Source organism: Methylolobus aquaticus, from assembly GCF_054172105.1.
On sequence record NZ_JBSYXP010000003.1, the window covers coordinates 210,040 to 234,089 of the forward strand.

The 24,050-nt window shown below is 61.7% G+C and carries 27 protein-coding genes and 1 pseudogene; 13 read left to right on the forward strand and 15 right to left on the reverse strand.

All coding sequences use genetic code 11. The features are described from left to right. Positions 1-76: 76 nt before the first annotated feature. Entirely contained in the window at positions 77-634 is a 558-nt protein-coding gene (locus tag ACW73L_RS05315) for a hypothetical protein (protein WP_498920487.1), read from the reverse strand. A gap of 288 nt (positions 635-922) precedes the next feature. Here ACW73L_RS05315 and ACW73L_RS05320 point away from each other — a divergent pair, with 288 nt between their 5' ends. Next, on the forward strand, positions 923-1,816 hold the full coding sequence (locus ACW73L_RS05320) for a DMT family transporter (protein ID WP_498920488.1): 894 nt from the start codon (positions 923-925) through the stop codon (positions 1,814-1,816). Between the two features lie 25 nt (positions 1,817-1,841). Here ACW73L_RS05320 and ACW73L_RS05325 read toward each other — a convergent pair whose 3' ends face one another. The 7 genes from ACW73L_RS05325 to zigA all read right to left on the reverse strand — a co-directional run bounded on the left by ACW73L_RS05325 (position 1,842) and on the right by zigA (position 7,359). Next, positions 1,842-2,843: a CobW family GTP-binding protein gene (locus ACW73L_RS05325; RefSeq protein WP_498920490.1), complete on the reverse strand. Its 1,002-nt coding sequence runs from the start codon at positions 2,841-2,843 to the stop codon at positions 1,842-1,844. Positions 2,844-2,921: 78 nt separating this feature from the next. Continuing rightward, entirely contained in the window at positions 2,922-3,914 is a 993-nt protein-coding gene (locus ACW73L_RS05330; RefSeq protein WP_498920492.1) for a CobW family GTP-binding protein, read from the reverse strand. 32 nt (positions 3,915-3,946) lie between these two features. Continuing rightward, the gene (gene dksA / locus ACW73L_RS05335) at positions 3,947-4,411 is read right to left on the reverse strand and encodes an RNA polymerase-binding protein DksA (RefSeq protein WP_498920493.1); all 465 of its coding nucleotides are present in this window, start codon (positions 4,409-4,411) and stop codon (positions 3,947-3,949) included. Between the two features lie 12 nt (positions 4,412-4,423). Beyond that, on the reverse strand, positions 4,424-5,029 hold the full coding sequence (gene ribD / locus ACW73L_RS05340; RefSeq protein WP_498920494.1) for a bifunctional diaminohydroxyphosphoribosylaminopyrimidine deaminase/5-amino-6-(5-phosphoribosylamino)uracil reductase RibD: 606 nt from the start codon (positions 5,027-5,029) through the stop codon (positions 4,424-4,426). Then, on the reverse strand, positions 5,026-5,244 hold the full coding sequence (locus ACW73L_RS05345; RefSeq protein WP_498920496.1) for a hypothetical protein: 219 nt from the start codon (positions 5,242-5,244) through the stop codon (positions 5,026-5,028). Before ACW73L_RS05345 ends, ribD begins: the two co-directional genes overlap by 4 nt. 84 nt (positions 5,245-5,328) lie before the next feature. Further along, positions 5,329-6,012: a DUF1826 domain-containing protein gene (locus ACW73L_RS05350; RefSeq protein ID WP_498920498.1), complete on the reverse strand. Its 684-nt coding sequence runs from the start codon at positions 6,010-6,012 to the stop codon at positions 5,329-5,331. 87 nt (positions 6,013-6,099) lie between these two features. Next, the gene (zigA, locus tag ACW73L_RS05355; protein ID WP_498920500.1) at positions 6,100-7,359 is read right to left on the reverse strand and encodes a zinc metallochaperone GTPase ZigA; all 1,260 of its coding nucleotides are present in this window, start codon (positions 7,357-7,359) and stop codon (positions 6,100-6,102) included. Positions 7,360-7,556: 197 nt separating this feature from the next. Here zigA and ACW73L_RS05360 point away from each other — a divergent pair, with 197 nt between their 5' ends. Together ACW73L_RS05360 and ACW73L_RS05365 are read left to right on the forward strand one after the other, a co-directional pair. Then, complete coding sequence (locus tag ACW73L_RS05360; protein WP_498920502.1) at positions 7,557-8,384, forward strand: GGDEF domain-containing protein; 828 nt, start codon at positions 7,557-7,559, stop codon at positions 8,382-8,384. A 654-nt stretch (positions 8,385-9,038) separates the two neighbouring features. Continuing rightward, complete coding sequence (locus ACW73L_RS05365; protein ID WP_498920503.1) at positions 9,039-10,097, forward strand: BLUF domain-containing protein; 1,059 nt, start codon at positions 9,039-9,041, stop codon at positions 10,095-10,097. A 152-nt stretch (positions 10,098-10,249) separates the two neighbouring features. Here ACW73L_RS05365 and ACW73L_RS05370 read toward each other — a convergent pair whose 3' ends face one another. The 6 genes from ACW73L_RS05370 to ACW73L_RS05395 all read right to left on the reverse strand — a co-directional run bounded on the left by ACW73L_RS05370 (position 10,250) and on the right by ACW73L_RS05395 (position 15,525). Beyond that, entirely contained in the window at positions 10,250-10,564 is a 315-nt protein-coding gene (locus ACW73L_RS05370; protein WP_498920505.1) for a c-type cytochrome, read from the reverse strand. A gap of 5 nt (positions 10,565-10,569) precedes the next feature. Then, on the reverse strand, positions 10,570-10,695 hold the full coding sequence (locus tag ACW73L_RS05375) for a hypothetical protein (RefSeq protein ID WP_498920507.1): 126 nt from the start codon (positions 10,693-10,695) through the stop codon (positions 10,570-10,572). A gap of 8 nt (positions 10,696-10,703) precedes the next feature. Further along, positions 10,704-11,504, reverse strand: coding sequence for an MBL fold metallo-hydrolase (locus ACW73L_RS05380; RefSeq protein WP_498920508.1), 801 nt, complete (start codon positions 11,502-11,504; stop codon positions 10,704-10,706). A 225-nt stretch (positions 11,505-11,729) separates the two neighbouring features. After that, positions 11,730-14,393 carry a cyclic nucleotide-binding domain-containing protein gene (locus ACW73L_RS05385; RefSeq protein WP_498920509.1) on the reverse strand — a complete coding sequence of 888 codons (2,664 nt, stop codon included), beginning with the start codon at positions 14,391-14,393 and terminating at the stop codon, positions 11,730-11,732. 246 nt (positions 14,394-14,639) lie between these two features. Continuing rightward, positions 14,640-15,002, reverse strand: a complete 363-nt coding sequence (locus ACW73L_RS05390) for a hypothetical protein (RefSeq protein WP_498920511.1) — start codon at positions 15,000-15,002, stop codon at positions 14,640-14,642. A 127-nt stretch (positions 15,003-15,129) separates the two neighbouring features. Next, on the reverse strand, positions 15,130-15,525 hold the full coding sequence (locus tag ACW73L_RS05395) for a DUF3253 domain-containing protein (protein WP_498920512.1): 396 nt from the start codon (positions 15,523-15,525) through the stop codon (positions 15,130-15,132). A 252-nt stretch (positions 15,526-15,777) separates the two neighbouring features. On the opposite strand from ACW73L_RS05395, the gene ACW73L_RS05400 reads away from it, so the two are divergent. Further along, entirely contained in the window at positions 15,778-16,641 is an 864-nt protein-coding gene (locus tag ACW73L_RS05400) for a hypothetical protein (RefSeq protein ID WP_498920514.1), read from the forward strand. Between the two features lie 445 nt (positions 16,642-17,086). Here the strand turns inward: ACW73L_RS05400 and ACW73L_RS05405 are convergent. Further along, positions 17,087-17,275: pseudogene (locus ACW73L_RS05405) on the reverse strand (transposase family protein); the annotation flags it as partial. A gap of 120 nt (positions 17,276-17,395) precedes the next feature. Here ACW73L_RS05405 and ACW73L_RS05410 point away from each other — a divergent pair. From ACW73L_RS05410 to ACW73L_RS05450, 9 genes are all read left to right on the forward strand, one after another. Then, entirely contained in the window at positions 17,396-17,920 is a 525-nt protein-coding gene (locus tag ACW73L_RS05410; protein WP_498920516.1) for a hypothetical protein, read from the forward strand. Between the two features lie 179 nt (positions 17,921-18,099). Beyond that, positions 18,100-18,642, forward strand: a complete 543-nt coding sequence (locus tag ACW73L_RS05415; protein WP_498920518.1) for an REP-associated tyrosine transposase — start codon at positions 18,100-18,102, stop codon at positions 18,640-18,642. An 80-nt stretch (positions 18,643-18,722) separates the two neighbouring features. Further along, positions 18,723-19,037, forward strand: a complete 315-nt coding sequence (locus tag ACW73L_RS05420) for a sigma factor-like helix-turn-helix DNA-binding protein (protein WP_498920520.1) — start codon at positions 18,723-18,725, stop codon at positions 19,035-19,037. 75 nt (positions 19,038-19,112) lie between these two features. Then, the gene (locus ACW73L_RS05425) at positions 19,113-19,634 is read left to right on the forward strand and encodes a metal-independent carbonic anhydrase family protein (protein ID WP_498920522.1); all 522 of its coding nucleotides are present in this window, start codon (positions 19,113-19,115) and stop codon (positions 19,632-19,634) included. 275 nt (positions 19,635-19,909) lie between these two features. Then, a complete protein-coding gene (locus tag ACW73L_RS05430; protein ID WP_498920524.1) occupies positions 19,910-20,359 on the forward strand; it encodes a hypothetical protein in 450 nt (149 codons plus the stop codon). Between the two features lie 232 nt (positions 20,360-20,591). Beyond that, the gene (locus ACW73L_RS05435; RefSeq protein ID WP_498920707.1) at positions 20,592-21,308 is read left to right on the forward strand and encodes a trypsin-like peptidase domain-containing protein; all 717 of its coding nucleotides are present in this window, start codon (positions 20,592-20,594) and stop codon (positions 21,306-21,308) included. A gap of 111 nt (positions 21,309-21,419) precedes the next feature. Further along, entirely contained in the window at positions 21,420-21,779 is a 360-nt protein-coding gene (locus tag ACW73L_RS05440) for a hypothetical protein (RefSeq protein WP_498920526.1), read from the forward strand. Between the two features lie 266 nt (positions 21,780-22,045). Continuing rightward, positions 22,046-22,756, forward strand: coding sequence for a transposase (locus ACW73L_RS05445; protein ID WP_498920528.1), 711 nt, complete (start codon positions 22,046-22,048; stop codon positions 22,754-22,756). 170 nt (positions 22,757-22,926) lie between these two features. After that, on the forward strand, positions 22,927-23,976 hold the full coding sequence (locus ACW73L_RS05450) for a linear amide C-N hydrolase (RefSeq protein WP_498920530.1): 1,050 nt from the start codon (positions 22,927-22,929) through the stop codon (positions 23,974-23,976). Positions 23,977-24,050: the final 74 nt, after the last annotated feature.

Here is a 24,050-nt window from a genome sequence, read left to right on the forward strand (position 1 = left end):
TCGTTCCGAGCCGGGATGTCCGGGACAGTCGCCGATGCACAGCCGCGGTGGGGCGATGCACCGGCGTGTCCCCGCCCTAGATCTGCTCGATGACGGACACGCAGAGGTTGGTCGGCTTGCCGTCGTCTCCGACGACGGGCTTCAACTTGAACGAGGCCACGCTTTCGATGCCGGCATCGCCGAGGTCAGCCGCGGGGACGTGCTCGACTTCGATCTCGCTGCCTTTGACCTTCCACTGGTAGTCGGCATCGAATCGCGCGTTGGCCTTCGATGCTGGCAGATCCACTTCGAAGTTCGCACCGGGGCAGGCCGGACCCGGTGCCTTCAGATCCAGCACATGGGTATGAAAGCCGCTGGGCACCGTCTCATACGAGCTGTCGTCGATCGGCAGGTGGGTTACGATGACGAGGACGTTGTTGCCGCTGTCCGACAGCAAGGCATAGCCGAAGGCACCGGACTTGCCGTCCATCGGCACCGAGGCGGCTGCCTTGATCTCGACCGATACGGTCTTGGCAGCGGCCGTGCCCGTCCATTCCACTTCGGCCTCCTTCAAGCGGAGGTAGTCCTCGCCGGCCAGAGCTGGGGCGCTCGCCAACAGGGCGCCGAGCGTGAGGTAGTTTCCAACTTTAATCATTGGCTTGTCTCCGATGACGTGTTCTTCGACTTATAGGCATGCAGGGATGGCGCGGAGCGACGGTCGGCTGAAGCCGCGAGGGGAGTATGTCTCCGCGTGTCCTGTGCGACACGCGCAGCGCCCGCGCCATGTGGTTTCGATACTAAACCTTATGCCCGCGTCCCGCAAGCGGGCTGCGTGGCACGGCGCTTGCCCAAAGCGCCACCGAGCAGTGTCCGGCTCGATCCGGCGGAGGGCGCTTCGCGGCCCGGTTCTCTCAGGTTCGAACGGGGGCGGTCGTTCGCATCGATGAGTGCGGTCAACCTGCTGCGGCTACTGGTCCTCTCCGCGATCTGGGGCGGATCGTTCCTGTTCATGCGCATCGGCGCGCCGGTGTTGGGTCCGACCGTGCTGATCGCGCTGCGCGTTGGCCTGGCCGCGCTATTTCTGTTGATCGTCGGTGTCGGCTTGAGGAAGCCGCTGCACCTGGCCGTTCACTGGCGGCACTATGTCGTACTCGGTTTACTGAACGCGGCGCTGCCATTCCTGCTGCTGGCCTACGCGGCGCAGACGCTCTCCGCGTCGCTGCTGTCGATACTGAACGCCACGGCCCCCATCTGGAGTGCCCTGATCGGTGCGCTGTGGATGCGGGCGCGGCTCAAGTTCGCGTCAGCCGTCGGGCTGATGCTGGGGTTCGCCGGGGTGGCGCTGCTGGCAGGTGTGGAATCGGTGTCGCTGCCGGCGCAGGGTGCCTGGGCGATGGCCGCAGCGCTGGGGGCGGCATTCTCCTATGGTATTGCGACGACTTATGCGCGCTCCGCGAAGTCCGTCGAACCCTTTGCGAACGCGCACGGCACGATGGCTGCAGCGACCGTCCTGATGATCCCCTCGTTGCCCTTCGTGGCGGAAATCCCCACGCCCGGTGTTGCGGTAATCGCCTCGGTCGCGGCCTTGGGCATCCTCTGCAGCGGCGTAGCCTATCTGCTGTATTTCCGCCTGATCGCCGAGATCGGCGCGACCGGCGCACTGACCGTGACCTATGTGATCCCCGTCTTCGGGATGCTATGGGGCGCAATTTTTCTCGGCGAGCGCATCGGTTGGCATGCCGTGCTGGCGACGGGTGTCATTCTCACCGGCACGGCATTGGCGAATGGCCTGACCCCGCGCGGGCTGCGTCGTCGGGATAAGCCTGGGCGGGCCTGAGTCTCAAGCTCTGCGGCTTTTGCGGTCAGGCGGTCGTGCGTAGGCTTTGATCGAGTGCCTCGACGATACGTGCTGCAGGCAGGTTCCGCCCGATGAATACCATGACCGACTGGCGCGGTTCGTCCGCCGGCCAGGTCGGTCCCAGGCTGTCGCCGAGCAGCATGTGAACGCCCTGATAAATGACCCGGCGGTCGCAGCCCGCGATATGCACGATGCCCTTGTAGCGCAGCAGATCGGCTCCGTGGTCCCGGATCAGTTCATCCATGGCGTTGATCAGCCGCGCGGCATCGAAGGGTTGTTCGCTGCGATAGACGACGGATCCCACCGTATCGTCGTGCGAGTGCGCGACGTCCTCCAGAAACGCCGGATCGATGGCCAGCGCGGCATCAAGGTTGAAACCGCGGATGTCGAGCAGTTCCGAGAGGTCGGTGGCGCCGAAGTGGACTCGCTGCAGCGGTGCCCTAGGGTTCATCGCGCGCAGTCGCGCTTCGAGCGAGGCGAGTTCGGGCTCGGTCACCAGATCCGTCTTGGAGAGCAGGAGGCGGTCGGCAAACCCGACCTGCTCTTGGGCCTCGTGATGGTCGTCGAGTTGCTCCGGCGCATGCCGGGCGTCCACGATGGTCACGACGCCGTCCAGCAGGTAGTAATCGCTGATGTCAGCATCGACGAAGAAGGTCTGGGCCACGGGTGCGGGATCCGCCAGGCCAGTGGTCTCGATAATGATGCGATCGAAGCGGATCCGGCCCTCGTCGCGCTGACTCGCCAGATCCCCGAGTATGCGGAACAGATCGCCGCGTACGGTGCAGCAGACGCAGCCGTTGTTCATCTCGACGATCTGCTCGCCATCCTGAACGAGCAGTTCGTTGTCGATGCCTGCCTCGCCGAACTCGTTCTCGATCACGGCGATACGTCCGCCGTGCCGCTCGGTCAGGATGCGGTTCAACAGCGTCGTTTTTCCGGCGCCGAGAAAGCCGGTCAGAATCGTGACCGGTACCGGTACTTCAGGGAGATTCGCGTTGCTGGACATGAAGAAGCCTCGCAGCGGGATAGGCCGATGCAGCGCCGGCGAGCCTGCGGTCTGCGGACCGGACCGTATCTGATCCGTTCAATGCAGCCCGCGCAGAGCGGGCGGCCTGTTGCCGCCGGCCAGGGCCGTGACGACCGCCTGTGCGAGGTCGTCGATCGGCCCCGCGCCGATGAACACCAGCTGGCCGCGGGTTGGGTTGGCCAGCGGTCCGGGCACTGGGACCGGCGGATAGATGCGGTTGCCCGCAGCCTGCACGACGAGCTGCGATCCCCCGTCCGTGGCCGGCAGCAAGCCCTTCACGCGCACCAGGCGTTCGCCGTGCCGATGCAGCAAGTCGGCCAGAACACTCTGCAGCCGGTTCGGGTCGACGGGCCCCTCAAGGCTGAGTGTCAGGCTACGGAAACTGTGTTCCAGCTCATCGCCTCGAACCGGGCGAAAGCCGGACGCGCTCGAATGCAGGGCGAGCAGTGCATCGAAGCCCAGGCTATCCGGATGACCGGCGATGCGGGGCGTGGCCGGCGCCAGCCGGTCGAGCTCGGTCGCCAGAGTTTCCGCCGATGCCGACGAGTCGAGGTCGCCGTGGGTGATCAGCAGCGCGTCCGCGAGCGCGACCTGGGCTGCGGCCTCCGGGAAACGGGCGAGCTGTACGCTGCCATCGACGGCCGACACCGTCGTGACGACGGCTTCAAGCCGGAAGCGCTGCGCCAGCCATCGGTCGCACAGCAAGGTGTCGAGCACCGGCCCGGGGCTGGCCACGCCGCTGGTTTCGATCAGAACCCGTTCGAAGGGATCCTGATCCCTTTCCCGCCAGGCCATCCAGAGGTTTTTCAGCAACGGCGCCATCGAGGTGCGCACCTGGCAGCACAGGCATCCGCCGGACAGCACGGCGAGCGGTGCCCCGGCATGCTCGAGCAGTTTCTGATCGACCGGCACCGCCCCGAACTCATTGATGACGACCGCAGAACGCGGCCGGTCCCTTAGCAGCCGATTGACCAGCGTCGTCTTGCCGCTGCCCAGGAATCCGGTAATGACCCAGACCGGCAGCACCGGGTAGGGTGCGGCGCGGGTCATCGGCGGCAGTCCGTCATGACGCCGGAGACGGGTCACGAGCCACGCGCCCGCTCCCGGCGCTCGTGTATTTCCTGGACTTCCAGGCAAAATTCGGCCGTCGGCCGCACCAGCAAGCGCCTTAGGCCGATGGGCTCCCCCGTTTCCAGGCAGTAGCCATAGGTGCCGGCGTCGATGCGGTCCAGTGCCGCTTCGATCTTGCGCAGATGTTTGCGCTCGCGGTCTCGCACCCGTTGCTCCAACAGGTTCTCTTCCTCGATCGTGGCCCGATCGCTTGGGTCGGCCTGGGGTTCATTCTCGCGCAGATGAGCGCGCGTCTCGTCGGCATGCAGCAGCAAACTGGCCCGCATCCAGAGCAGGCGAGCGCGAAAGTGATCCAGTTGCTCGCGGCCCATGTACTCGGATTCCGGCATGGCCAGCAGCGCTGATTCATCCAAGGTAAGCGAGTCCGGCAGTTGTCTGTCCGCTGACAGCATCGAGAATTCACGGTGGGTGCGCATTGAAGGTCCTTCTTACCTAAGTTGAGCGAGCGCGTCATACTGCCCTAAAGTGCTTCGCGCTGACAGCTTCTCGTCATCGAATACGGTTACAGGGGAAGCAGCCGCCGGAGAAGTCGCCCCGAAGCGCGCGTGAAACACCGGGTTCAGCGCCACGCAGGCCTCGGCGAGTACGCCCACGATCACCTCGATACCGGCCCCCCGCAACAGCCCATAGGCCCGGCCGCGGTGCCGCGGATTCGGATCGGTCGCGCCGACGACGACACGCCCGAGCCTTTCGTGAATGATCAGGTCGGTGCAGGGCGGCGTTCGCCCCCAGCTGCTGCAGGGTTCGAGAGTGACGTACAGCGTGGCGCCGACGAGGACATGGCCGCGGCTGCGGGCCTGGGCGATGGCGTTCGGCTCGGCATGGGGTGCCCCGGCGCGTTCATGAAAGCCCTCGCCGAGAAGCCGTCCACTCCGGACGACGACCGCACCCACGGCCGGGTTCGGATCCGTTCGACCCTGCGCCCGTCGTGCCAGCTCGATTGCCCTGAACATCCAGGTTTCATGCTGGCTGACGGCGATCGACGGTGTGTCGCCCGCGCTATGTGCTATGCCAGAGGGAGCGCGGTAACTCATGCGCCGGCCTCCGCCTCCGCCGTCTCGAACCAGCGCACGACAAGCTGCCAGTGTTCGTCACCGTAGTGCCGGATAAAACGTGCAGTCTCTTCATGCGTGGCTTGTCGCAGTACGCTCAGTCGACGGGTGATGAACTCGCGTGTCAGCGGGATACCGCACTCGACTTCGATACAGTGCCGCCACGCGGGGTAGGTCTGAGGGATGGGGCTGGTCATGGGGAAATGTCCGCTGCCCTGCTTGTGAACCCGTGTCGCGAGGGCAGGCCTGAGTGTCCGTTCGACATCGCGTTCGGTCTCGCGTCAGATCAGATCGAGTGTCAGCAGCAGCCGCGGAACGGGTTCGCCCGCGGCATGTTGCGGCGAACGGTGCACCGCGCCGCGCCCCTCGTTGCCCTCCCAGCGCTCGCCTTTAAGCAAGGCGATCGCATACGGCGGGACTTCCTCGACGGCATCGTTGCACCGGATCAGGCCCGATTCGGCGTCGGGCAGGCCACCGGAGCGCGATCCCAACCGTCGCCGATCGACCGCATCTTCCGGCAGCCATTGCGTTCCCGGGCCACCGTAGGCACAGATCAGCCGCGCCGGCACGAAATCGGTGTGAAACCGGGGGCACATCGGTCTGTCCAGCGTCCGCAGGCGGAGTCCGACGGACTCGGCCTCGAACAGATCACAGAACAACGCGGTCAGCCAGATGACGTCCCGTCGCCAGGCCTCACCGCCGGCGCCCGGATCGCGCAACGCCTCGGGCAGCAGGTCCCGCCCGTCGAAAGACTCGAACCGGATCGTCCGGGCCACCTCGATCGGCGTGGCTTGTGCCAGCAGGCCACGGACGAAGCGATCCACTTCCGGCGGTGGTTGACGTTCGATGATGCATAGATTGACGTCCGGATCGTAGATCCGCGACAGATCGGCCGGGTCCTTGGAGTGTACGGTTCGAGGCGCGGGAGCGAGAGTGCGTTCTTCCAGATGACGGACTGCGTTCATGGGGAGGTTCCAGGCGAATCAGCGTGGGTGGTTGGCAGTGCCTCGCGCACCGGGGTTGCGGGGTAATGGGTGTATCCACGACTTCGGTCAGGCTGCTTCTGCAGCAAACCACTGCGGGAAGGGGTCGGCATAGCGCCGCCACGCGGTGGGCCCCGCCGCGAGCTCCGCATCGGTCAGTAGGCAGCGATCCAGTGCTTCGCGCAGGCGCGGCTCGTCGACGTTCTGGCCGATGAAGACGAGTTCCTGGCGGCAGTCGCCGTAGGGTTCTGCCCAGTTGGCGAGGATCTCGTCGCGCAGCGCCGCATCGGTCGGCCAGTCTTCCTCGGGCGCGGCGGCCCACCACTGGCCGGCGCAGCCATGGCGCATGATGCCGCCTGCCTGCGACCAGGAGCCGACGGCGTCCGGCCGCGAGGCGAGCCAGAAGAAGCCTTTGGACCGCAGCAGGTTGCCGGTGCCCAGCCCTGCGTGAAGCAGGTCATGAAAGCGCTGTGGGTGGAAGGGCCTGCGTGCCGTGTAGGTAAAGCCGCGGATGCCGTATTCCTCGGTTTCCGGCACGTGCTCGCCGCGCAGTTCGGCGAGCCAGCCCGCGGCGCGTTCGGCGCGAGCGAAATCGAAGCGGCCGGTATTCAAGACGGTGTCGAGCGGTACCTGGCCCATCAGCATCGGCGCGATGTGGGCATCCGGGTTCAGGCTCTGCAGGATCGCCTTCAGGTTTGCGAACTCGGCGGCGCTGATCAGGTCGATCTTGCTGACGAGGATCACATCGCAGAACTCGACCTGTTCGATCAGCAGGTCCGCGACCGAGCGCTCATCCTCCTCGCCCAGGGATTCGCCGCGCTCCGCCAGCGCGTCGGCCTCCTCGTAGTCCTTGAGGAAATTCACGGCGTCGACCACGGTCACCATTGTGTCCAGCCGAGCCAGGTCTGACAGGCTGGCGCCCTGTTCGTCGCGGAAGGTGAAAGTTTCCGCAACCGGAAGAGGCTCCGAGATGCCAGTCGACTCAATCACCAGGTAATCGAAGCGGCCTTCCCGCGCGAGCCGGCTGACCTCGACCAGCAGATCCTCACGCAGCGTGCAGCAGATGCAGCCGTTGGACATTTCGACCAGCTTCTCGTCGGTCCGGCTCAGCCCCGCCTCGCTCTTGACCAGCGCGGCATCGATGTTGATCTCGCTCATGTCGTTGACGATGACCGCGACACGGCGGTCCTCGCGATTGGCGAGCACATGATTCAGCAGGGTGGTCTTGCCGGCACCAAGGAACCCGGATAGCACGGTGACCGGGAGTCTCTGAGCAGTGGGCGTGATCAGGGATGGGGCGGCTTCGGGTATGTGGCTTGGCGTGGTCATGCAGGCAGATAGGCTAAGTGTGATGTTATAACATTATTGGCATGCCGGCCCGGTGCCTGTCAAACGCCGGGTCGGTGGTACTCCAGGCAGGAAACGCACCGCCCTTGCGGCTGCTACGCTTGAACAAGATGACCAATCCCCCTCCAGCCAAGGCGAGGCGTAATCGATAGAGCCGATCCACCACCCGCTTGCCGCCGATGGAAACCTGGTACGTTCTGAGCTTTTTCGTCGCCGTGCTGCTGCAGGGGATTGCTGCCCTCGCCGCCTTTTTCCAGATCTCAAGCGCACGCCGCTACGCTTGCGGCTTCGCGTGGCTTTGCATCTCCCTGGCGCTCATGGTGATGTTGCAGCGGCGGATGCTTCCACTGTCCGAGATCCTGGCCGATCCGTCGCATACGGTGCCGACGGGGACGCTGGCATTGCTCGACAGCCTGCTTGCCCTCGGCAGTTCAGGGTTGATGATGATCGGGATACTGGGATTGCGAGCCTTGTGTCTCACGCTGGAGCAGCAGGCCGGGACCCTGCGCGAGCAAGCGGAGACGGATGCCCTGACGGGGCTGCGGAACCGCCGCAGCATGAACCGCGACGCTTTCCGGGAGGTTTGCCGGGTGCCGCGCTCCGGCACTCCGCTGACGGCGGTAATGCTCGACCTCGATCCCTTCAAGGAGACCAACGACCGGTATGGGCATGACGTCGGCGATGCCGTGCCCGTTGCGGTAGCGCAGATCCTGCGCGGTCAGCTGCGTGACATCGACCTGAGCGCCCGCTGGGGCGGGGAGGAGTTCCTGCTCCCGTTGCCGGATGCCGACAGCGAGCGGGCGGTAGTTGTCGCCGAGCGCTTGCGGCGCAGCCTGGCCGAACTGGTCGTTCCAGTTGACAGCGGTTACCTGAACGTGACGGCGAGCTTCGGCGCGGCCACGCTTCGCACCGTGATTCCGGCTCCCAAGGCCGCACTCGCGGAACTGATACGGGATGCAGAGGGTCGCTTCAGATGTAACCGTTCACACCCCCTCGGATATCGGTAACGGGAGTGGAACCGCGGAGACGGGACCGTCTGCGGGACGGACCCCGCAGCCGAGCCGACAGGGACGTCTTCACGGCGTGTCTCGTCTCCCCGGCCCCTCCCGCAACAGGATGGGTGTGAACGCTTACGTTTCAGATAGGGATGGCATTGGGCGAACGCCCGGCCTCCCTACTGGCCGGCCCCGGTTGTCGATGGTCGAGGCGCATCAATGCGGGAGCGGGCAGGTTTCGCAGTGCGTTCCGAGCGACGCCCATCACCGGTCCGAGCCTGGTGCCCCGCCCGTATCGCGCCATGACATGCCTTTGCCATGAGTTCTCCAGTGCTGCCGTGATTAATCCCTGTTGGGTAAGGCTGGCGAAAAACCCGCTTACCCTTTGGTGAGCTCGGCCAATTATGGCGGGCTATCAGTCGTCCCCTGAATTGTCGTTCAGCTCGACGTGCATGTTCCGAAAACGCCTGTCGACCTGAGTAAATCAATGCCGGTCTTGCGCTTGCCTTCGTGCCTCGCATTGCGTAACTTGCTATCGGCCGAGAGTGAATGCCAACTCCGGAAAGCCCGTCGCGGTGCCATGCGCCGGGTCCATCCTTCAGACGAGACGTGAAGGCCCGGAGATACACATAAGAGCTCATCCAAGAGCCAGGAGCCCAGTGCGCCATGCGAAGAATCATGTATATCAGTTCCTTGAGCACATCGCTTTCGGACGATGAGATCCGGTCGATTGGCCGTATATCGTCAAGGAACAACAAGAAGATCGACGTGACCGGTGTATTGCTTTTCGCCCATGAATTCTTCTTCCAGATCCTGGAAGGAGAGCAGGCGATTGTGGAGTCGCTGGTTGAAAAGATCCGGCGGGATCCCCGTCACCGGGATTTTCTGATCCTCAAATGCGAGGACGGGGTTTCGATGAGACTTTTCCCGAACTGGTCCATGCGAACCGTTCGGCTCGAGGAGTCGCAAGGGATGATCCTGCAGGCAGTGCGTCTCATGCTGGAGACGATTGCGGAATCACACCGCATCATCGAGCGCTACACGCAGCCAAGCGTGCTGCATTTGCTGACCCAGGGCATCAATCCGCTCGAAATCCCACCCAAGGCGGTCGACAGGATCATCCTGTTTGGGGACATGGTCGGTTTTTCTTTGCTATCGGAGAGGTTTCCGACGGAGGAGGTGACCCTCGCAGTCAATACCTACCTTGAACTGTGTTCGAAGAGGATTATCGAATTCGGGGGAGAGGTTTCCAAATATATTGGAGATTGTGTGATGGCTCACTTTCCTGCGGAGGCGCCGGATGCCGCGATCCAGGCCTGTGTCAAGGCGCTGGGTGACCTGCAGCATTTCCGTGCCGGCGTAGCTGGAGGCCGACTTAGGAAGTACCTCTTCGGCGGATTTGGCCTGACCCGAGGCCAGGTTATCGAGGGCAACATCGGGTCAACGATCAAGATGGATTACACGATCCTCGGCGAGGAAGTCAATCGAGCGCAGCGGCTCGAATCCCTGACCCGGGTCATTCATCGGGCACTCGCGGTCAGCCGTGCAGTGCGTGAAAATGCCGAATACGACTGGGGGTTCGAGTGCGCGGGCGAGTTCGAGTTGAAAGGACACTCCGGCACCTGCCCCGTCTACACGATCGCCGATCCGGTGGTGGCGGATTTCCGGGATTCCAGCGAACTCGCGCTGATGCTCGATGCGGCGCCAGACGGGCCCTTGGCGTAAGGGCTTGCATCACATGGCCGCAGTCCCTGAGTCGACGTAAACGGCCGGTCGCCGAGGGACTGTCGGCCAAGACGCCTGAATGCAAGCTTAGAAAGGCTTACGCCGTTTGCGGGTAGGCGAGGCGCTGGCGGTTGTTGCGGGCGCGCCTGTCACTAGAGACCGAGAATCCACTGGACGAGCTGCTTGGCCTCCTCGGCATTGACTTGCGGGTTGGGAGGCATGGGCATCTGGCCCCAAACTCCACCGCCGCCCTTGATGACCTTTTCGGCCAATTTGTCCGCGGCGTCCGCCGCTCCCGCATACTTCTTGGCGACATCCCTATAGGCGGGACCCACGATCTTGCTGTCGATGCCGTGACAGCCCAGGCAGCCTTTGCTTTTCGCCAATGCTTCGCTGGCAGGTGTGTCGATGGAAAGTAAAGCCAGGCCCAGGAAGAGGCTGTTGCGTAATGCTTTATTCATTTTCATCCTTCTCAAGGTAGCGTGACGATGGGGACACGATCCGGACAGCGCGGCTGTTCGGGATCGTTCTCGGCGATCCGCAGGAAATCATGACCGAACACGCGTGCTCGGTGCTGCCCCGGCTTCTCGGACACCATTATACGACTCAGAAGCTGAAGGTTTGTCCCTGCCTGACAAAACCTGCAAAACCCGCTGCCACCGCATCAGGCAATTTACCGTCTGAATAGTGGTAAAGCCACATCTTTGCGCGTATCGCATCAGGCAGTGTACACAGATCGTCATAGTGTGCATGGATGCCTGATTTCCAGTTCGATGTTTCGCAATCCTGGAAGATGACGTCTGCACTGTTATAAAAGTCCCGCAACTGCGTTGGGCAAAACTGGGTATCGGTGGTCAGCATCACCCGGCGGCGTGGTGCCGCATCCCGCGCGGTAGGGGACGCGATGTCGAATTCCTCGGGGTATACGTCCAGCAGCAGGCCATAGCTGGGCACGAGTTCGTAGCCGTCGAAGTAATGCACGGTCGAGAACAACTGGCACCTGACACTTCCAAAGTTGAAAATGCCGTTTGCGGGTAAACGGTGAACCGCGGCAAAGAAATCGTCCAGTTCGACAACCCGTTCCTGTATCGATGCCATGCCTCCGCGCAGCGATTGCTCCCACAACAATTCAGCCAGCCGATTGTTGATGAAAAGCTCGGGTTTCGATGAATGGGTAAAATACCGGGAAAAACATAACCACTCGATACCACCGATATGATCGGCATGTAAATGGCTGACATAGAGCGCGTCGATATCCTTGGCGCCCAGCCCGAGTCGATTGAGCGCGAAACGGGCGTCTCCTCCACAATCGACCAACAAACGATTTCCGCGGCTCTCGATCAGCATGTTGGACTGAAAACTCTCGAGCGAGAAAGCGGAGCCAGCCCCAATGAATGTCAAGTTCATGGCGAAACATTATCGTGCAATCGGTTCGATGATAGAGTGAATCCAGAACAAAGTCGAAGGGATTCCTTATCGCCGGTTGGTGTGTGGTCGCTTCGCGCTTCACGCGCCCGCTGCTGCTTCGGTGTCGGCGCCTGAAACCCCACTCGGTGTCATGCGAACGCAAGGGTTTCGCGATCATCGACTCCGCGAGGGGCTACCGCGCAGCGCGGCGCTCCTTCAACGGGGTCACAATTTGCGCAAGGCCTTGAGGCGGTCATCCGCCTGGGTCCGGATCGCCTTGGCCAGGGCGCCCGAGCCCAGCGTCAGCGCCTGGAAGTCGTCTTTGCCCAGCACGGTGAGTTCGCAAGCCGTCAGGCAACGCACGGTCGCGACGCGTTTGGTGGAGCCCCCGATCAGTGCGATCTCGCCGAAGCATTCGCCTACGCCCAGTTCGGTCACGCGCTTGCCCTTTTTCAGGACTTCGACCCGGCCGGATTCGATGACGTAGGCGACGTCCCCGGTCTCACCTTCGCGGATGACGTCGTCGCCGGCTTCGAGGTGAATCCGCTCCAGTCGGGATGACGGGTCGGGTGCCAGGATGGCGATGTCCGCACGGAAGGGGATATCGAGGAACCAGTCCAGCAACACACGGAGGTTTCGCTCGAGACCGGGGAAAGCGGCCAGATGACTGACCCGCGAGGCCAGCCATGCGGGGAAGCCGCCGAAGACGAAACCGCCGATACGACAAATCGACCGGCGCCCCATGTTGTAAGGCTGGAACCAGCGCTTCTTCGGGCGGTAGGTCTTGGTTTCGTAGCCCTGGGACGCCGCCCAGGCGTTCGCGCCGGCGGCTTTGCCCAGGTCTACCCAGTCGGCCGTGGTCAGGAACCGGCGCGCACGATCCTGATCCTGCATCGCCGTGACCCAGATGCTCGCGTTCTGCGTGAACCGGAGCTGGTCGTCGAGCTCGAACGGCCAGGTAAACACGCGGTCGTCGACCTGCACGCGCGGGAGGGTGAAGGATGCGTTGACGGTGAAGCCGACGACCTGTCTCTGCCCGTCGGCGAACACCAGTTCCTGAGGCGTCAGTGCGACGACCTCGCGTCCCGGGCAGAGCGTGACCCCGGCCTTCTGCAATTCCCTGTCGCGCTTCGCCTGGATCTCTTCCTCGAAGCGGCTGTAGGGTATCTTGGTGTCTTCATACAGATGAACCTTCCATCCATGCTGCTTCAGCACGCGGTAGGAAGGTTCCGCGGCATTGAGCATCTCGCAGATCTCGACGGCGCTGGCGCAGGCGCGCTGTCCGGAACCGATGACGGCAAAGGTCAGCAGCCGTTCGATGTCCGCAGGAGATGAGGAGGCCTCGGCCTCCTCCACGCGGTCGATGATGTTCTTCCGGATCTGGAGCGCGTCGCCGATCGAGTTGATCGGGCTCGCGTGCGTCATCAGGCCGGGAATGCCGGTGAGCTTGGGGATAGGGAACAGCGCGAGGACCAGTTGATCGTAGTCGATGGTCAGCGTTTGCTCATTCCGGAGCCGCAGTCGTACCCGTTTGGCGGAGGCCTCGATCTGACTGAGCGAGCCCTGAATCACATGCGTCTGCGGCAGTACCCGTCGGATTGGATTGACGGCGTTTCCGGGCTGCATCGTGCCGCCGATGACTTCCGGCAGCAGGGGATAAAACAGGATGTTCGGGTCGTCGTGGACCAGGGTCAATCGGACATTCGAATACTGTCCGACCAGTTTTTCGACCTTCATTGCGGCATGAATTGCCGCGACCGTGCCACCGATAACGACGATGTGGGCCGACTTGTCTTGCGCTTCCGGCATGTGCCAGTGCCCCGCTCCGTTGAATAAAAAGGAAATCATCACGCCATAGTAAAGCGCATGCGCCATCCAGCTTTCCGGCAGCAGCGCAGCGAAAAACAGAAACGCGAACAGAAAGAACAGCGACAGAGGCCTTAGCAGGATGCCCGCGACGATCAGTATGCCGGCGACGACCTCGACGAGCATCATCAGCATCGTGAAGCCTTCCGGTGCCGCCGAGAACAACGGAACGTCGTAGATGCTGATGATGCCCAGGACCAGATTCGGTTGGAAAACCTTGTACAGGACCCCCAGGTAGAAGATGTTCACCCCCGTCAGCACGCGCATGATGGCCTGCGCCCGCTGGCGCGGAATCTCGGCGAGTTGTGCCTGCCAGTCCAGCAACTCCGGATGCGTGGGCAGCGGGATGTAAAAGTTGCCCGGGCCCTGCAGCAGCAGATAGATGGCCACGCCCAGCAACGCGCCCAGGTACGCGAGCATGTCGGCCTGGAACAGCAGGGTCGCGAGCAGGATAAGGACCAGCAGACCGACGGCCTGGAGCCGGACATAGATGCCGAAGAGCAGGCCGAGGCCTAGCGCGAGTTCGAGCCATTGGAAACCCGCGCCCATGGGGCCCAACAAACTCAGTTCGAGATCCGGCGCGAACAGCGTGGGCGAGGAAAAGCGCTCGACTCCGTAGCGGGGCTCCAGGCCGATGGCGGAGGAGATCAGCACCCAGGCCATGCAGAACCGCAGGACCGGCGGCACATAGTCGCCGAGCGCTGCCAGGCGGGCCTGGAGATCGGGGAAGAGTTCACGGGCCCCGGTAAAGCCCAGCCAGATCCACCCGGCGGTGAACAACGCGAAGCCGGAGATCATCGTCACATTGACGGTGCTCCAGTGGCTGAACAATCCGGGTTTGGGCTTGGCGTTCCACTCAAGGATCTGGCTCGGCGTCAGAATCCACCGCTCATGGGTTTCGCCGAGTTCGGGCCAGAGCAAAAGGAATCCCGCGCAACCGAGCAACAGCCAGAAGGCGGGGTCCGCAAACAGGCGTGACGGAAGGAATCGCGAGGGGGGCGGTGCCCGGAATCGTTGGCCCATGCTGATCGCCATCGTGAAGGGACGTACTTCTAAGGTCGGAAAGCGGTGTCCTCTGTGCCCCCAACGGATCGGACCCGATACTCCCGGCTTCGTTTCGGGTGGGGATTGTATACGGTCGAACCTATCAAGTGAAAAGGCCTTTCGATCACTGGTCGGTCCGCCAGCCGATTACGTCCGAAAGAGTCGCCCCGAGGCCGTCGCCGTACGACTGGGGCCACCGTGGCCCAGAGCGTGGCAGGTTACCGGTCAGCCCTTCTCGATGCGAGGCCGTTTCATCGTGTAGACGCGAGGCAGGAAGCCCGGGGGCTTGGCGCCCAGCCAGACGGCGAAGCGCTGCACTTCCGGGTGGGCGCGCAACCGATCCAGCGAATTCAGCGTCCGGCCGAGCTCGCGCTCGTCGAACACCGAATGCAGATATTTGTGGCACGGTGCGCAGACCCAGGCGATGCGGGTCAGCAGTTCCTCGCGGCTGAAACTCTCGCGCGCATAGCGTTTCTGGTGCTGGGAGCGCGGAATCAGGTGGTGCCGTGTCAGTGGCAGGCCCGAGCGCTCGCAAATCTGGCAGCGGCCGGTCGCATCGGGGGAGTCGGATGCGTTCAGCGTAGTCATCGCGGCGCGGGACTCGGCCGCCGTTCCCGGAGCCGGTCTTTACAGCCCGGCCGTGGCGCTTCCGCGCGATTGACGACGCGGGTTGGCCGCCGCGCTCGCGTCCATGGCGCTGTTGCGCAGGCTTCCATCAGGCCTCCGGTGGCGTTCGCTTGAGTCGCAGCCGGACCGGTCCGCGGGTGGTCGAGGGGTCCACGACGTGCCCACGTTGCAACATTTCCAGACTCCCCGCTGCGATCAGGCGCCGCGCCGCCTGCCGTGAGGCTTCCATGTGGCGGCGCAATTCACTGCCGGGCAGTTCCGGGTACACGACTCGCACCGCCTCGGAAGGACAGATGGTCGCCGACTCGCTGCGGGCTTCGAGCAGGCTCAGGATGCCCGCTTCCAGCGCGCGGTCCGTTTTTCCGAGACGCCGATTCCGGCAGGCGTCAGAACAATAGCGGACGGTGTCCGGCCGATCGCGCCAGCGACGACGGGGCGTCATGGAGCGACCGCAGCGGGCACAAGTCAGTGTTTCCTGCATCATGGAATCGGTGGCATTCGGTTATCGCGACGAACGGTCAATGCGGCCGGAGCCGGGAACAGCACCGACGCTTCAGGTTCTGCGGCTAATCGAAACGGTTCGACCCGCGACGCCGTGGGCCGTTCCCGGCGCTGCCGATGCGGGCTGTAAGCCCCCTGAAAGCTGGCCTCGGTAAACTGCCGGTCCCTTTCGAACAGGAGCCGTTAGTCACCGCCGATGGTGAAGCCCAGCCGACCCCAGACAGGATCTCGCCCGATGCCCCGCAGCCACGTGTCCGGCAGGCGCCGGTCGGCGTTCCTCGTCGCGGTGGCGCTGGCATTCTGGCATGCCGTGCCGCTGGCGAGCGCGTTCGATTTGGAGGCGGCCGCGCTGCCCTTGCCGGAAGGGCCGGAGCCCTTCGGCGCCGAGGACCGATCGGCCGAGGACGACCGCCCGCGCATTCCCGAACCGATGGTGTTCGACCTGATCCGCCCGCTCGGCGCGCGCCGGGGCGAGTTCGAGGTCAACACGCTCGGCCTGTTTCCGCTGAGCCCGGTGCCGGAGAGTCGCGATGCCATACCCGATGCGCTGGGGCTGGATGAGGGCGGCATCGAATGGGCGCCGGAGATGGAATACGCGGTGCGTGACGACTTCGCGCTGGAACTGGAGGCGCCGTTTCAGGGCGCAACGCTGGGCGCGTACAAGGGCGCCGCGCAATGGACCTTCGGGGTAGACCCGGCGCGGCAGTTCATCCACGGCGCACAGCTGATCGTGCAATACGACCGCGCACCGGCAAGCTGGCTGCCGACCCTGCTGTACCTTGCCGGCAAACGCTTCGACGAGGTCTGGAGCGTGCTCGGCATGTTCGGCGCGCGGGGCAATTCCGGCGCCGAGCGGGGCGGCGACCGCGTCGAGATGGTCGCGAACGTATCGCTGTTCGCGGACCTAACCGGCCATCTGACCGCCGGCCTTGAAACGAACTTCTCGCACACCTTCACCGGCCGCGCCGCCCTGCTGCTGATGCCGCAGCTGCACTGGGAGGTGACCGACTACGTGATGCTGCAAGCTGGCGCCGGCGCGCGTATCACCAGCGATGGCACGATCGCCGAGGCCGCGGTGCGCCTGGTCCGGAGTTTTTGAGGGCGCGCTCTACGTCCTTTTGGGTGCCGACACGCTTCGTGATCGCGGGCCGCTCGGCGGCCGCATTCCCTGCCTTCTGGAAGCCAGTCTCGTGCAGATGATGGCAGCCCTCGGTCCCGGAATGGGGATCGATTGAGCGCCGGCTGGGTGCCAGTTCCGGGGCGCGTGCACTCGCTTATTCCGCTCTGTTCAAGCAATCGCTTGCGGCCTATGATCTCGTGGCAATAAGCGCGCATCGGAACACGGATTGCTGACCCGTCTCCGGCAAGTCTTAAAGAGTAGATCGACGCGATGGGAGGGCTGTGCGCCATGAACGGTCCCAAGGGCGGTCAAAGAAGCCGCAAGACGGTTCAGAAAAGTAAACTGGTCGCCTTTTCGAGAGACAATCGCTCGGACGTGTCGCCATGTGTGAACTAAAGAACTGACCCTAAGGGCGTTCCGCACGGCACTGCCAATAGGCGCGTCCACCCCGTTCGAAACGGCTGTGTGCGGCGCTGCCACAGGCCGGACAGCGAAACCCCGCCGGCCACCGCTGCGCGGCCATCGCCGCCACGCACTGGTCTTCGGTACCGTACCGCGCCATGAATGCCCGCATCGACAGGCCCGCCTGGAATTGCACTCGATTCATCGCCATGGGAGTTCTCCTCGGTTTGGATGCTCCCACTCTACAGCCCTACAGTCTCATATCATGAGACGCGAGATCAGCTACTGAACTTTATCGCTAATCAGGAAGAACAATGTTGGGCAGAGAAAAATGAGACACGCACCTGATTCTCAAACTGTCGAAGCGGATTTGTTCAACTTTTTCTGTACCAAGCTCCCTGCTTTGGCCCACGCTGGGCAACTTGTGCGCGATTCAGAGTGGACCAATCAGATACTCCAAGAGCTTTCGCAATTAGGCCACCAGCAGGGATTCCTGGTATTTTCCAGCCAAACGCGGTGCCCAACTGCTGACGGACCTGAATGGCTCTATGATCAGCATTGGCGCGTTGTGTCAGAGGAAAGCCCACTTGTCCGGATTCCTCTTGCGATGGAAATCGAATGGGGTTATGGAGCTGCCACAATAAAGGATAAAATTACAGAAGATTTCCTTAAACTCACTCAGGCCAGAGCCGATATTCGTGTGATGGTGTTCCAATGCACCGATGCACCAGCAATGACTGATTATCTCATTGACCTAGCCGACAAATTCGAGGGCGCACAGCAGGGAGATCGATGGTTTTTCGCTGGTTGGGGCTGGGATACCAATCAAATGCACTGCCGGTTCTACTCTGCATAACGGCAACCGCAGGGCTTCAAAATATCTGCGCTGTTGCGTCGCCCAACAATCGGATCAGCGGGACCGCCCGGTCAATGTCGTGCCTTTCCTGTTGGCTCATCAAGCGGGCGGGCCCGCTACCCTGGAAAAAACGGGGTCAGTTCTTGACTTTGGAGTCCTATCCCAATACCGTCGGTGCGATGGCAAGACCGTTGCGGTTGGAGTTTCCCGGGGCTATTTACCACGTGACGGCACGTGGCGACCGGCGCGAGGACATCTTCCTTGATAACTTTGATCGGCAACGCTTTCTCGAACGGCTCGGGCGGGAGGTCGAGCAACAACACTGGTTACTCTACGCCTATTGCCTGATGGGCAACCACTATCACCTGCTGCTGGAGACGCCTGAGGCAAACCTTTCGCGCGGTATGCGTCGCTTGAACGGGGTCTACACCCAGGCGCTCAATCGACGCCACGGTTTGTCCGGTCATGTGCTGCAGGGACGGTACAAGGCGATCCTTGTTGACCGTGACACCTACTTGTTGGAACTCTGTCGCTATGTGGTGCTCAACCCGGTGCGGGCTGGAATCGTGAGCGAGGCGTCGCGATGGCCCTGGAGCAGTTACCGGGCCACGGCCGGATTGGCAACCCGTCCGAACTGGGTGGCGGCCGATGCAGTGCTGGCGTTCTTTGGCGAGGAGGGCGCGAGAGCGCGGGACCGCGGGAACGGTACCGGGCCTTCGTGACCAACGGAACGGGTCAGCCGCCGCCGTGGAGAAACCTTACAGGGCAAGTCTTTCTTGGCACTGACACCTTCTTGACGCGCATGCAAACGAGGGTGGCAGCGCAGTCCACTGCCGATGTTCCGCGCGCTCAGCGCGAGTTGCTGCGGCCCTCTGCGGACCAGATTCTGGGGGCGATCGCCCGGGAATACGGACTATCCAATGCGCAGGTGCTGAACCGGTCGAACGGAATGGCCTTCAGACAGGCGGTTCATCAGCTCCGCCGCCGCGGTAATCTGCCGTTGCGGGAGGTGGCGGCGATGGCGGGTGTCTCGGTGTCGCGGGTGTCGCAGATCCAGCGGGAGATCGAAGCAGGGACTGAGGAAAGCTGGCTGGAAGCGCCAGCGAATGTAAAGTAAAGAACTGACCCTATCCACACGTGCGTGAGATCGAGCCCTATCAGCAATTTTTACTACTAAACGACAGGTGAATTGATGGCCAGAAACAGCATAACGGTCCAAGATGTGAAGGACGCCCAGGATGAATGGGCAAATCGAATCATTGATCAGGACTCGGCAGGCGTAGCGAAGTTGTACGCAAAGAGCGGAGATAACTGGTATCGCGATAAGCGACTACAAACGGAGAAGTGCGTTCTGGCTTTCAATCCGACGCTCGATGACAACTTCTTAACGACGAACGAGCAGGCGCTGCATTATTTTGAAGGGACCGAAGCGAAACCCGGCTTTGCAAAAAAAGGTTGGTTGAAGGTCATCTTTGACCCGAAAGAGCATCCGAAGGCACAACGACTGATTACGATCACCGGCGACGGAGCCGTTGCCGTTGGACGATACGTTTTCGAATTCGAAGATGCCGTGCTCGACTCGGCCGGCGACCAAGTACTTGCGATCGTGCGCCTCGCCGTGGATTACACCTTCGTTTACAAGCTCGTCGGCGGCGATTTGATAATCATCGCTCACCATTCGTCGCTTCCGCTCGCACAGAAGTCGGTGAAGTAGTCGTTAGTTTTCGGGGGGCTACAATGTGAGCACCGCCTGGACTGGAAAGAATTGGCGAACAAAGCGGTCCACTGGAGCGGGCGATGGAGCTGGTTTTGAAATGGATCGTCACCTGCGCCCGCCCGGTGACCTTGGTCGTTAGACGGCACGGCTATGGAGCTTCCACTGCTTGCATTTGACCTAAATCGGACCGTCCAGCAATGACGCACGTTTCAAGGGGGTTTCTTCTACTTTGGCGGGAGACCGACACTCTGGCGCCATGGAGGATGATTTCGATGCCGTCGAACCTTGTATCCCCTTCGCAATTGTCGGTGGTTGCAGTCGCAATTACTTTGCTTTGTTCTGCCTGCTCACCAAACGCAGACCCAATAGTCCTGCAATGCGAGAATCCCGCCGTTGAGCAAGGAAACTATGCGTCGCGCGTGGCGGAGGCCCCGGGCCGCGGGCAGGTGACCGTTAGAATTGAACCTAGCGGCAATCGCGCCGACGTGGTTTTCGCGGAAAGCGTCATTTTCTCGGGGAAGCTAGAGCTGGATCACGACATATTTGTCGCCGAAGACTTTTCGGCCGGCGCGAAGTACCCGAAGCTCGTAAGAAGGCTCAAAGTAACTCGGCACACGGGAGAAGGCTTTTTCCAGTCGTCTTCATATGCCAATGGAGATTCAACCCCGGACTTTCAGACCTATCGGTTGGTCAATTGCGCAGCACTAGAGAAAAGGTTTTGATGCACATTGAGTCAGGCCGTCACCTGCAGCGGTACAATGGTGGTGAGCCAGTACCATTTCATTGCTGCCAGTTTCCTAGACTGAAGATGAGCATTTTCTGTCGCGCTTTCGCCGAGTCGTCTAACCACCCGCTTCACCACGACGCGGCCTGCGGCCGCGCGGGTGAGCGCGAGCGTTAGGTTGCTCAATGACCACTGTCGCATCACCATCTTTTAGATCGCTGATGATCGGAATGCTCGTTGGTGAGCAAACGCTCTCGACTGGAAAAGGCTTTGTAGCCACACACGACGGAAAGTCTTATCTAATCACGAACCGTCATAATGTGACTGGGCGGCATCAACACACCGATAAACCACTATCGCCTACGGGCGGGGTTCCTGACCGCATTTGCATCATGCACAATGCAAATGACCAGCTTGGTAAATGGGCTCCACGTTTTGAGAATCTCTATCTCAGCGAAAGTCCACGGTGGATCGAGCACCCAACGTTAGGCTCAAAAGCAGACTTCGTAGCTCTTCCTCTGACGCAGCTATCAGGAGTCCGGCTTTACACCTATAACCCTGCATGCCCTGGCCCAGACATCTTGGCTGGGCCAAGTAGTCCCGTAAGTGTAATCGGGTTTCCTTTTGGTATAACCGCCGGCGGACTATTTGCAGTCTGGTCAACTGGTTTCATAGCGTCTGAACCGGAGATCGATTTTGAAGATCTTCCTATCTTTCTCATTGATTGTCGCTCCAGACCCGGACAATCTGGCTCCCCCGTAATCAGCTTTCATGCTTCGGGACATGTCCCTATGGCTGACGGCGGCGGTCCAGCCTCCTCTGATGGCGCGATATGGAAGTTCATAGGCATATACAGTGGCAGGATTCATCCCGAGTCCGACTTGGGGATGGTATGGAAAGCTTCAGCAATCACCAAGCTACTTCAGTCTACGGGGGGAGCAACCTAACAATTCATTCAAGCCGACGCCGCTTCGCAGCGCGGCTTAATTTATGCGTTAGGTGACATTCATTCCGGCGTGCCTGAAGAACACAGATTATCCGCAGCGCCCTATCTAGCGATGAATCAGATCGACCGCCTAGCAGAACTACTAAAGACCTTAGAACGGACGCTCCATGAAAGCGGTTGCTCGCACCTGAGATTCAACCAGCAGCGCATCGCCAAAGAGAATATGAGCTTCTCTGGTGCTAATGGAAGAATATGGATTCAGCCGGTAAACGGTGGATACGACATCTCTATCTCAGGAAAAGGGCTCACGTCAGAGGTCACTCCAGCATTGGTCACCTTGTGCGGCCGTAAATGCGACGGCTACAAGCAAACCAACAAAAAACTAGGTAAAGCGGAGCAGCCCTATTGGAGGGTAACGGATTTCGGCGTAGTAAAGGCGGCCGTAGAGTTATACGCAAAGACGAAAAAGTAGAGCGAAACTGGCGAAAAGCGAAGCAAAAGGAAGGAACACAAGATGTCACCTAACCAGCCGTTAGGGCGGACGCGCCAATGACACTTTCTGATTCAGAGAAGTTAGCCAATCATGTAAGGTCGCTTTCGAGCTTCGAGTTCTATGAGGCTATTGACGGAAATTACCAGCACATTGGAGCTACCGTTGCGGGAAAATAGGGGGAAATAGGGGACAGACCACGATTTTTTTCTATATTTGCCTCGAATTGGCTGTGAGGATCAGAGACGATGCCACGACGACCGCGAGTGGTGCTGTCCGGTGTGCCGCTACACGTGATTCAGAGGGGAAACAACCGGCAAGCCTGTTTTTTCGCGGATGACGACTACCGGTCGTATCTGGAATGGCTGCGAACCTACGCTGGGGAGACCGGGTGCGCAGTGCATGCCTATGTGCTCATGAACAATCATGTTCACCTGTTGCTGTCCTCGGCAACTCCTGGGGGCGTCGGGGCGATGATGAAGCGACTGGGACAACGCTATGTCCAGTACATCAACCGGACGTACCGACGCAGCGGAACCTTGTGGGAGGGGCGCTTCCGGTCATGCCTCACCCAGGAAGAGTGCTACGTGCTGAGTTGCTATCGCTACATCGAACTGAACGCGGTGCGAGCGGGCATGGTGGAGCATCCCGGGGATTATCGGTGGTCCAGTTATGGGGCGAACGCTCAGGGAGAAGGGTGCGACTGGCTGGAGCCGCACGGCTGCTATCGTGCGTTGGCGTCGGATGACCAGGGACGACAAGCGGCCTATCGCGCGTTGTTTCGTTATCACCTCGATCCGGGGCTGGTTGATCAGATTCGTGCGGCCACCAATAGCAACTACGCGTTGGGCAGCGGCCGGTTTGAGGAAGAGGTCGCCGCGGCATTAGGGCGTCGCGTGGTTCGGGGACGATCCGGTCGACCCAAGCGCCAGCGTGACGGTGTCACGGGTGATTTGTAGTGGCCAATACGTTGAAAACCATGGTCTGTCCCAGGTTATCCTAGTGGCCAATACTTTGAAAACCGTGGTCTGTCCCCGGTTATCCCAGTGCGACCTCAAAAAGCGCTTTTCTCGGCGCCTCAAGCGGAGCGTTAGGCCGCCCCATTTTTGCATCTAGCAAGGAGACCGCCATGACCACCCGCCACGCCCTCGCAGCCCTGCTCTCGGCCTCGCTGCTCATCCCGTCGGTCGCCGACACCTGCACCCGCGCCGTCTACTTCGGCCTCGAAGGGCAGACGGTCACCGGCAGGACTATGGACTGGTTCATGTCCGACATGGACACCAACCTCTGGCTCTACCCGCGTGGCCTGCAGCGCACCTCGGGCACCGCCAAGCCAACCGTCTGGAAAAGCAAGTACGGCAGCGTCGTCACCACCATCTACGAAGGTGCGTCGGCCGACGGCATGAACGAGAAGGGCCTGGTCGCAAACCTGCTCTACCTGCCCGAATCCAAGTATCCGCCCGAAACCGCGGCCGACAAGCGCCCCACGCTCCCCAACTCCGCCTGGGTGCAATATGTCCTCGACAACTACGCAACCGTGGCCGAAGCCGTCGCCGACCTCAGGAAAGAAAAATTTCGCGTCGTCGCCATCAAGGCGCCCACCGGCGAACCGGGCACGGTCCACCTCTCCATCTCCGACGCCTCAGGGGATTCGGCCATCTTCGAATACCTCGACGGCAAGCTCGTCATCCACCACGGCCGCCAGTACCAGGTGATGACCAACTCTCCGACATTCGACCAGCAGCTTGCCCTCAACACCTACTGGGACAAGATCGGCGGCTCCGTCTTCATTCCCGGCACCAATCGAGCGGCGGACCGCTTCGTGCGCGCCTCCTACTACATCAATGAGGCCAAGCAATCGGCCGATCCGCGTACCGCGGTCGCGACCGTGTTGAGCGTGATGCGCAACGTCAGCGTGCCCATCGGCATCAAGATCCCCGGTCAGCCCAACATCGCCGACACGCTCTGGCTCACCGTCTCCGATCAGAAGAACAAGGTCTACTACTACCAGGACACCAACAGCCCCAGCATCGTCTGGGCCGACTTCAGGAAGCTCGATTTCAGCGAAGGCTCCGGCGCCCGCAAGCTGCAGCTCGACGGAAACCCCGACATCGGCGGCAACCAGACAGCCAACTTCAAGCCGGCCGAAGTCTTCAAGTTCATGATTCCCCACGACTGAGAGGCCCCCGTGAAGCAGGCACTAGAACGGCCTGACAACAGCATGCAGCGGGCGGCGCTGCGCGCCGCCCGCTG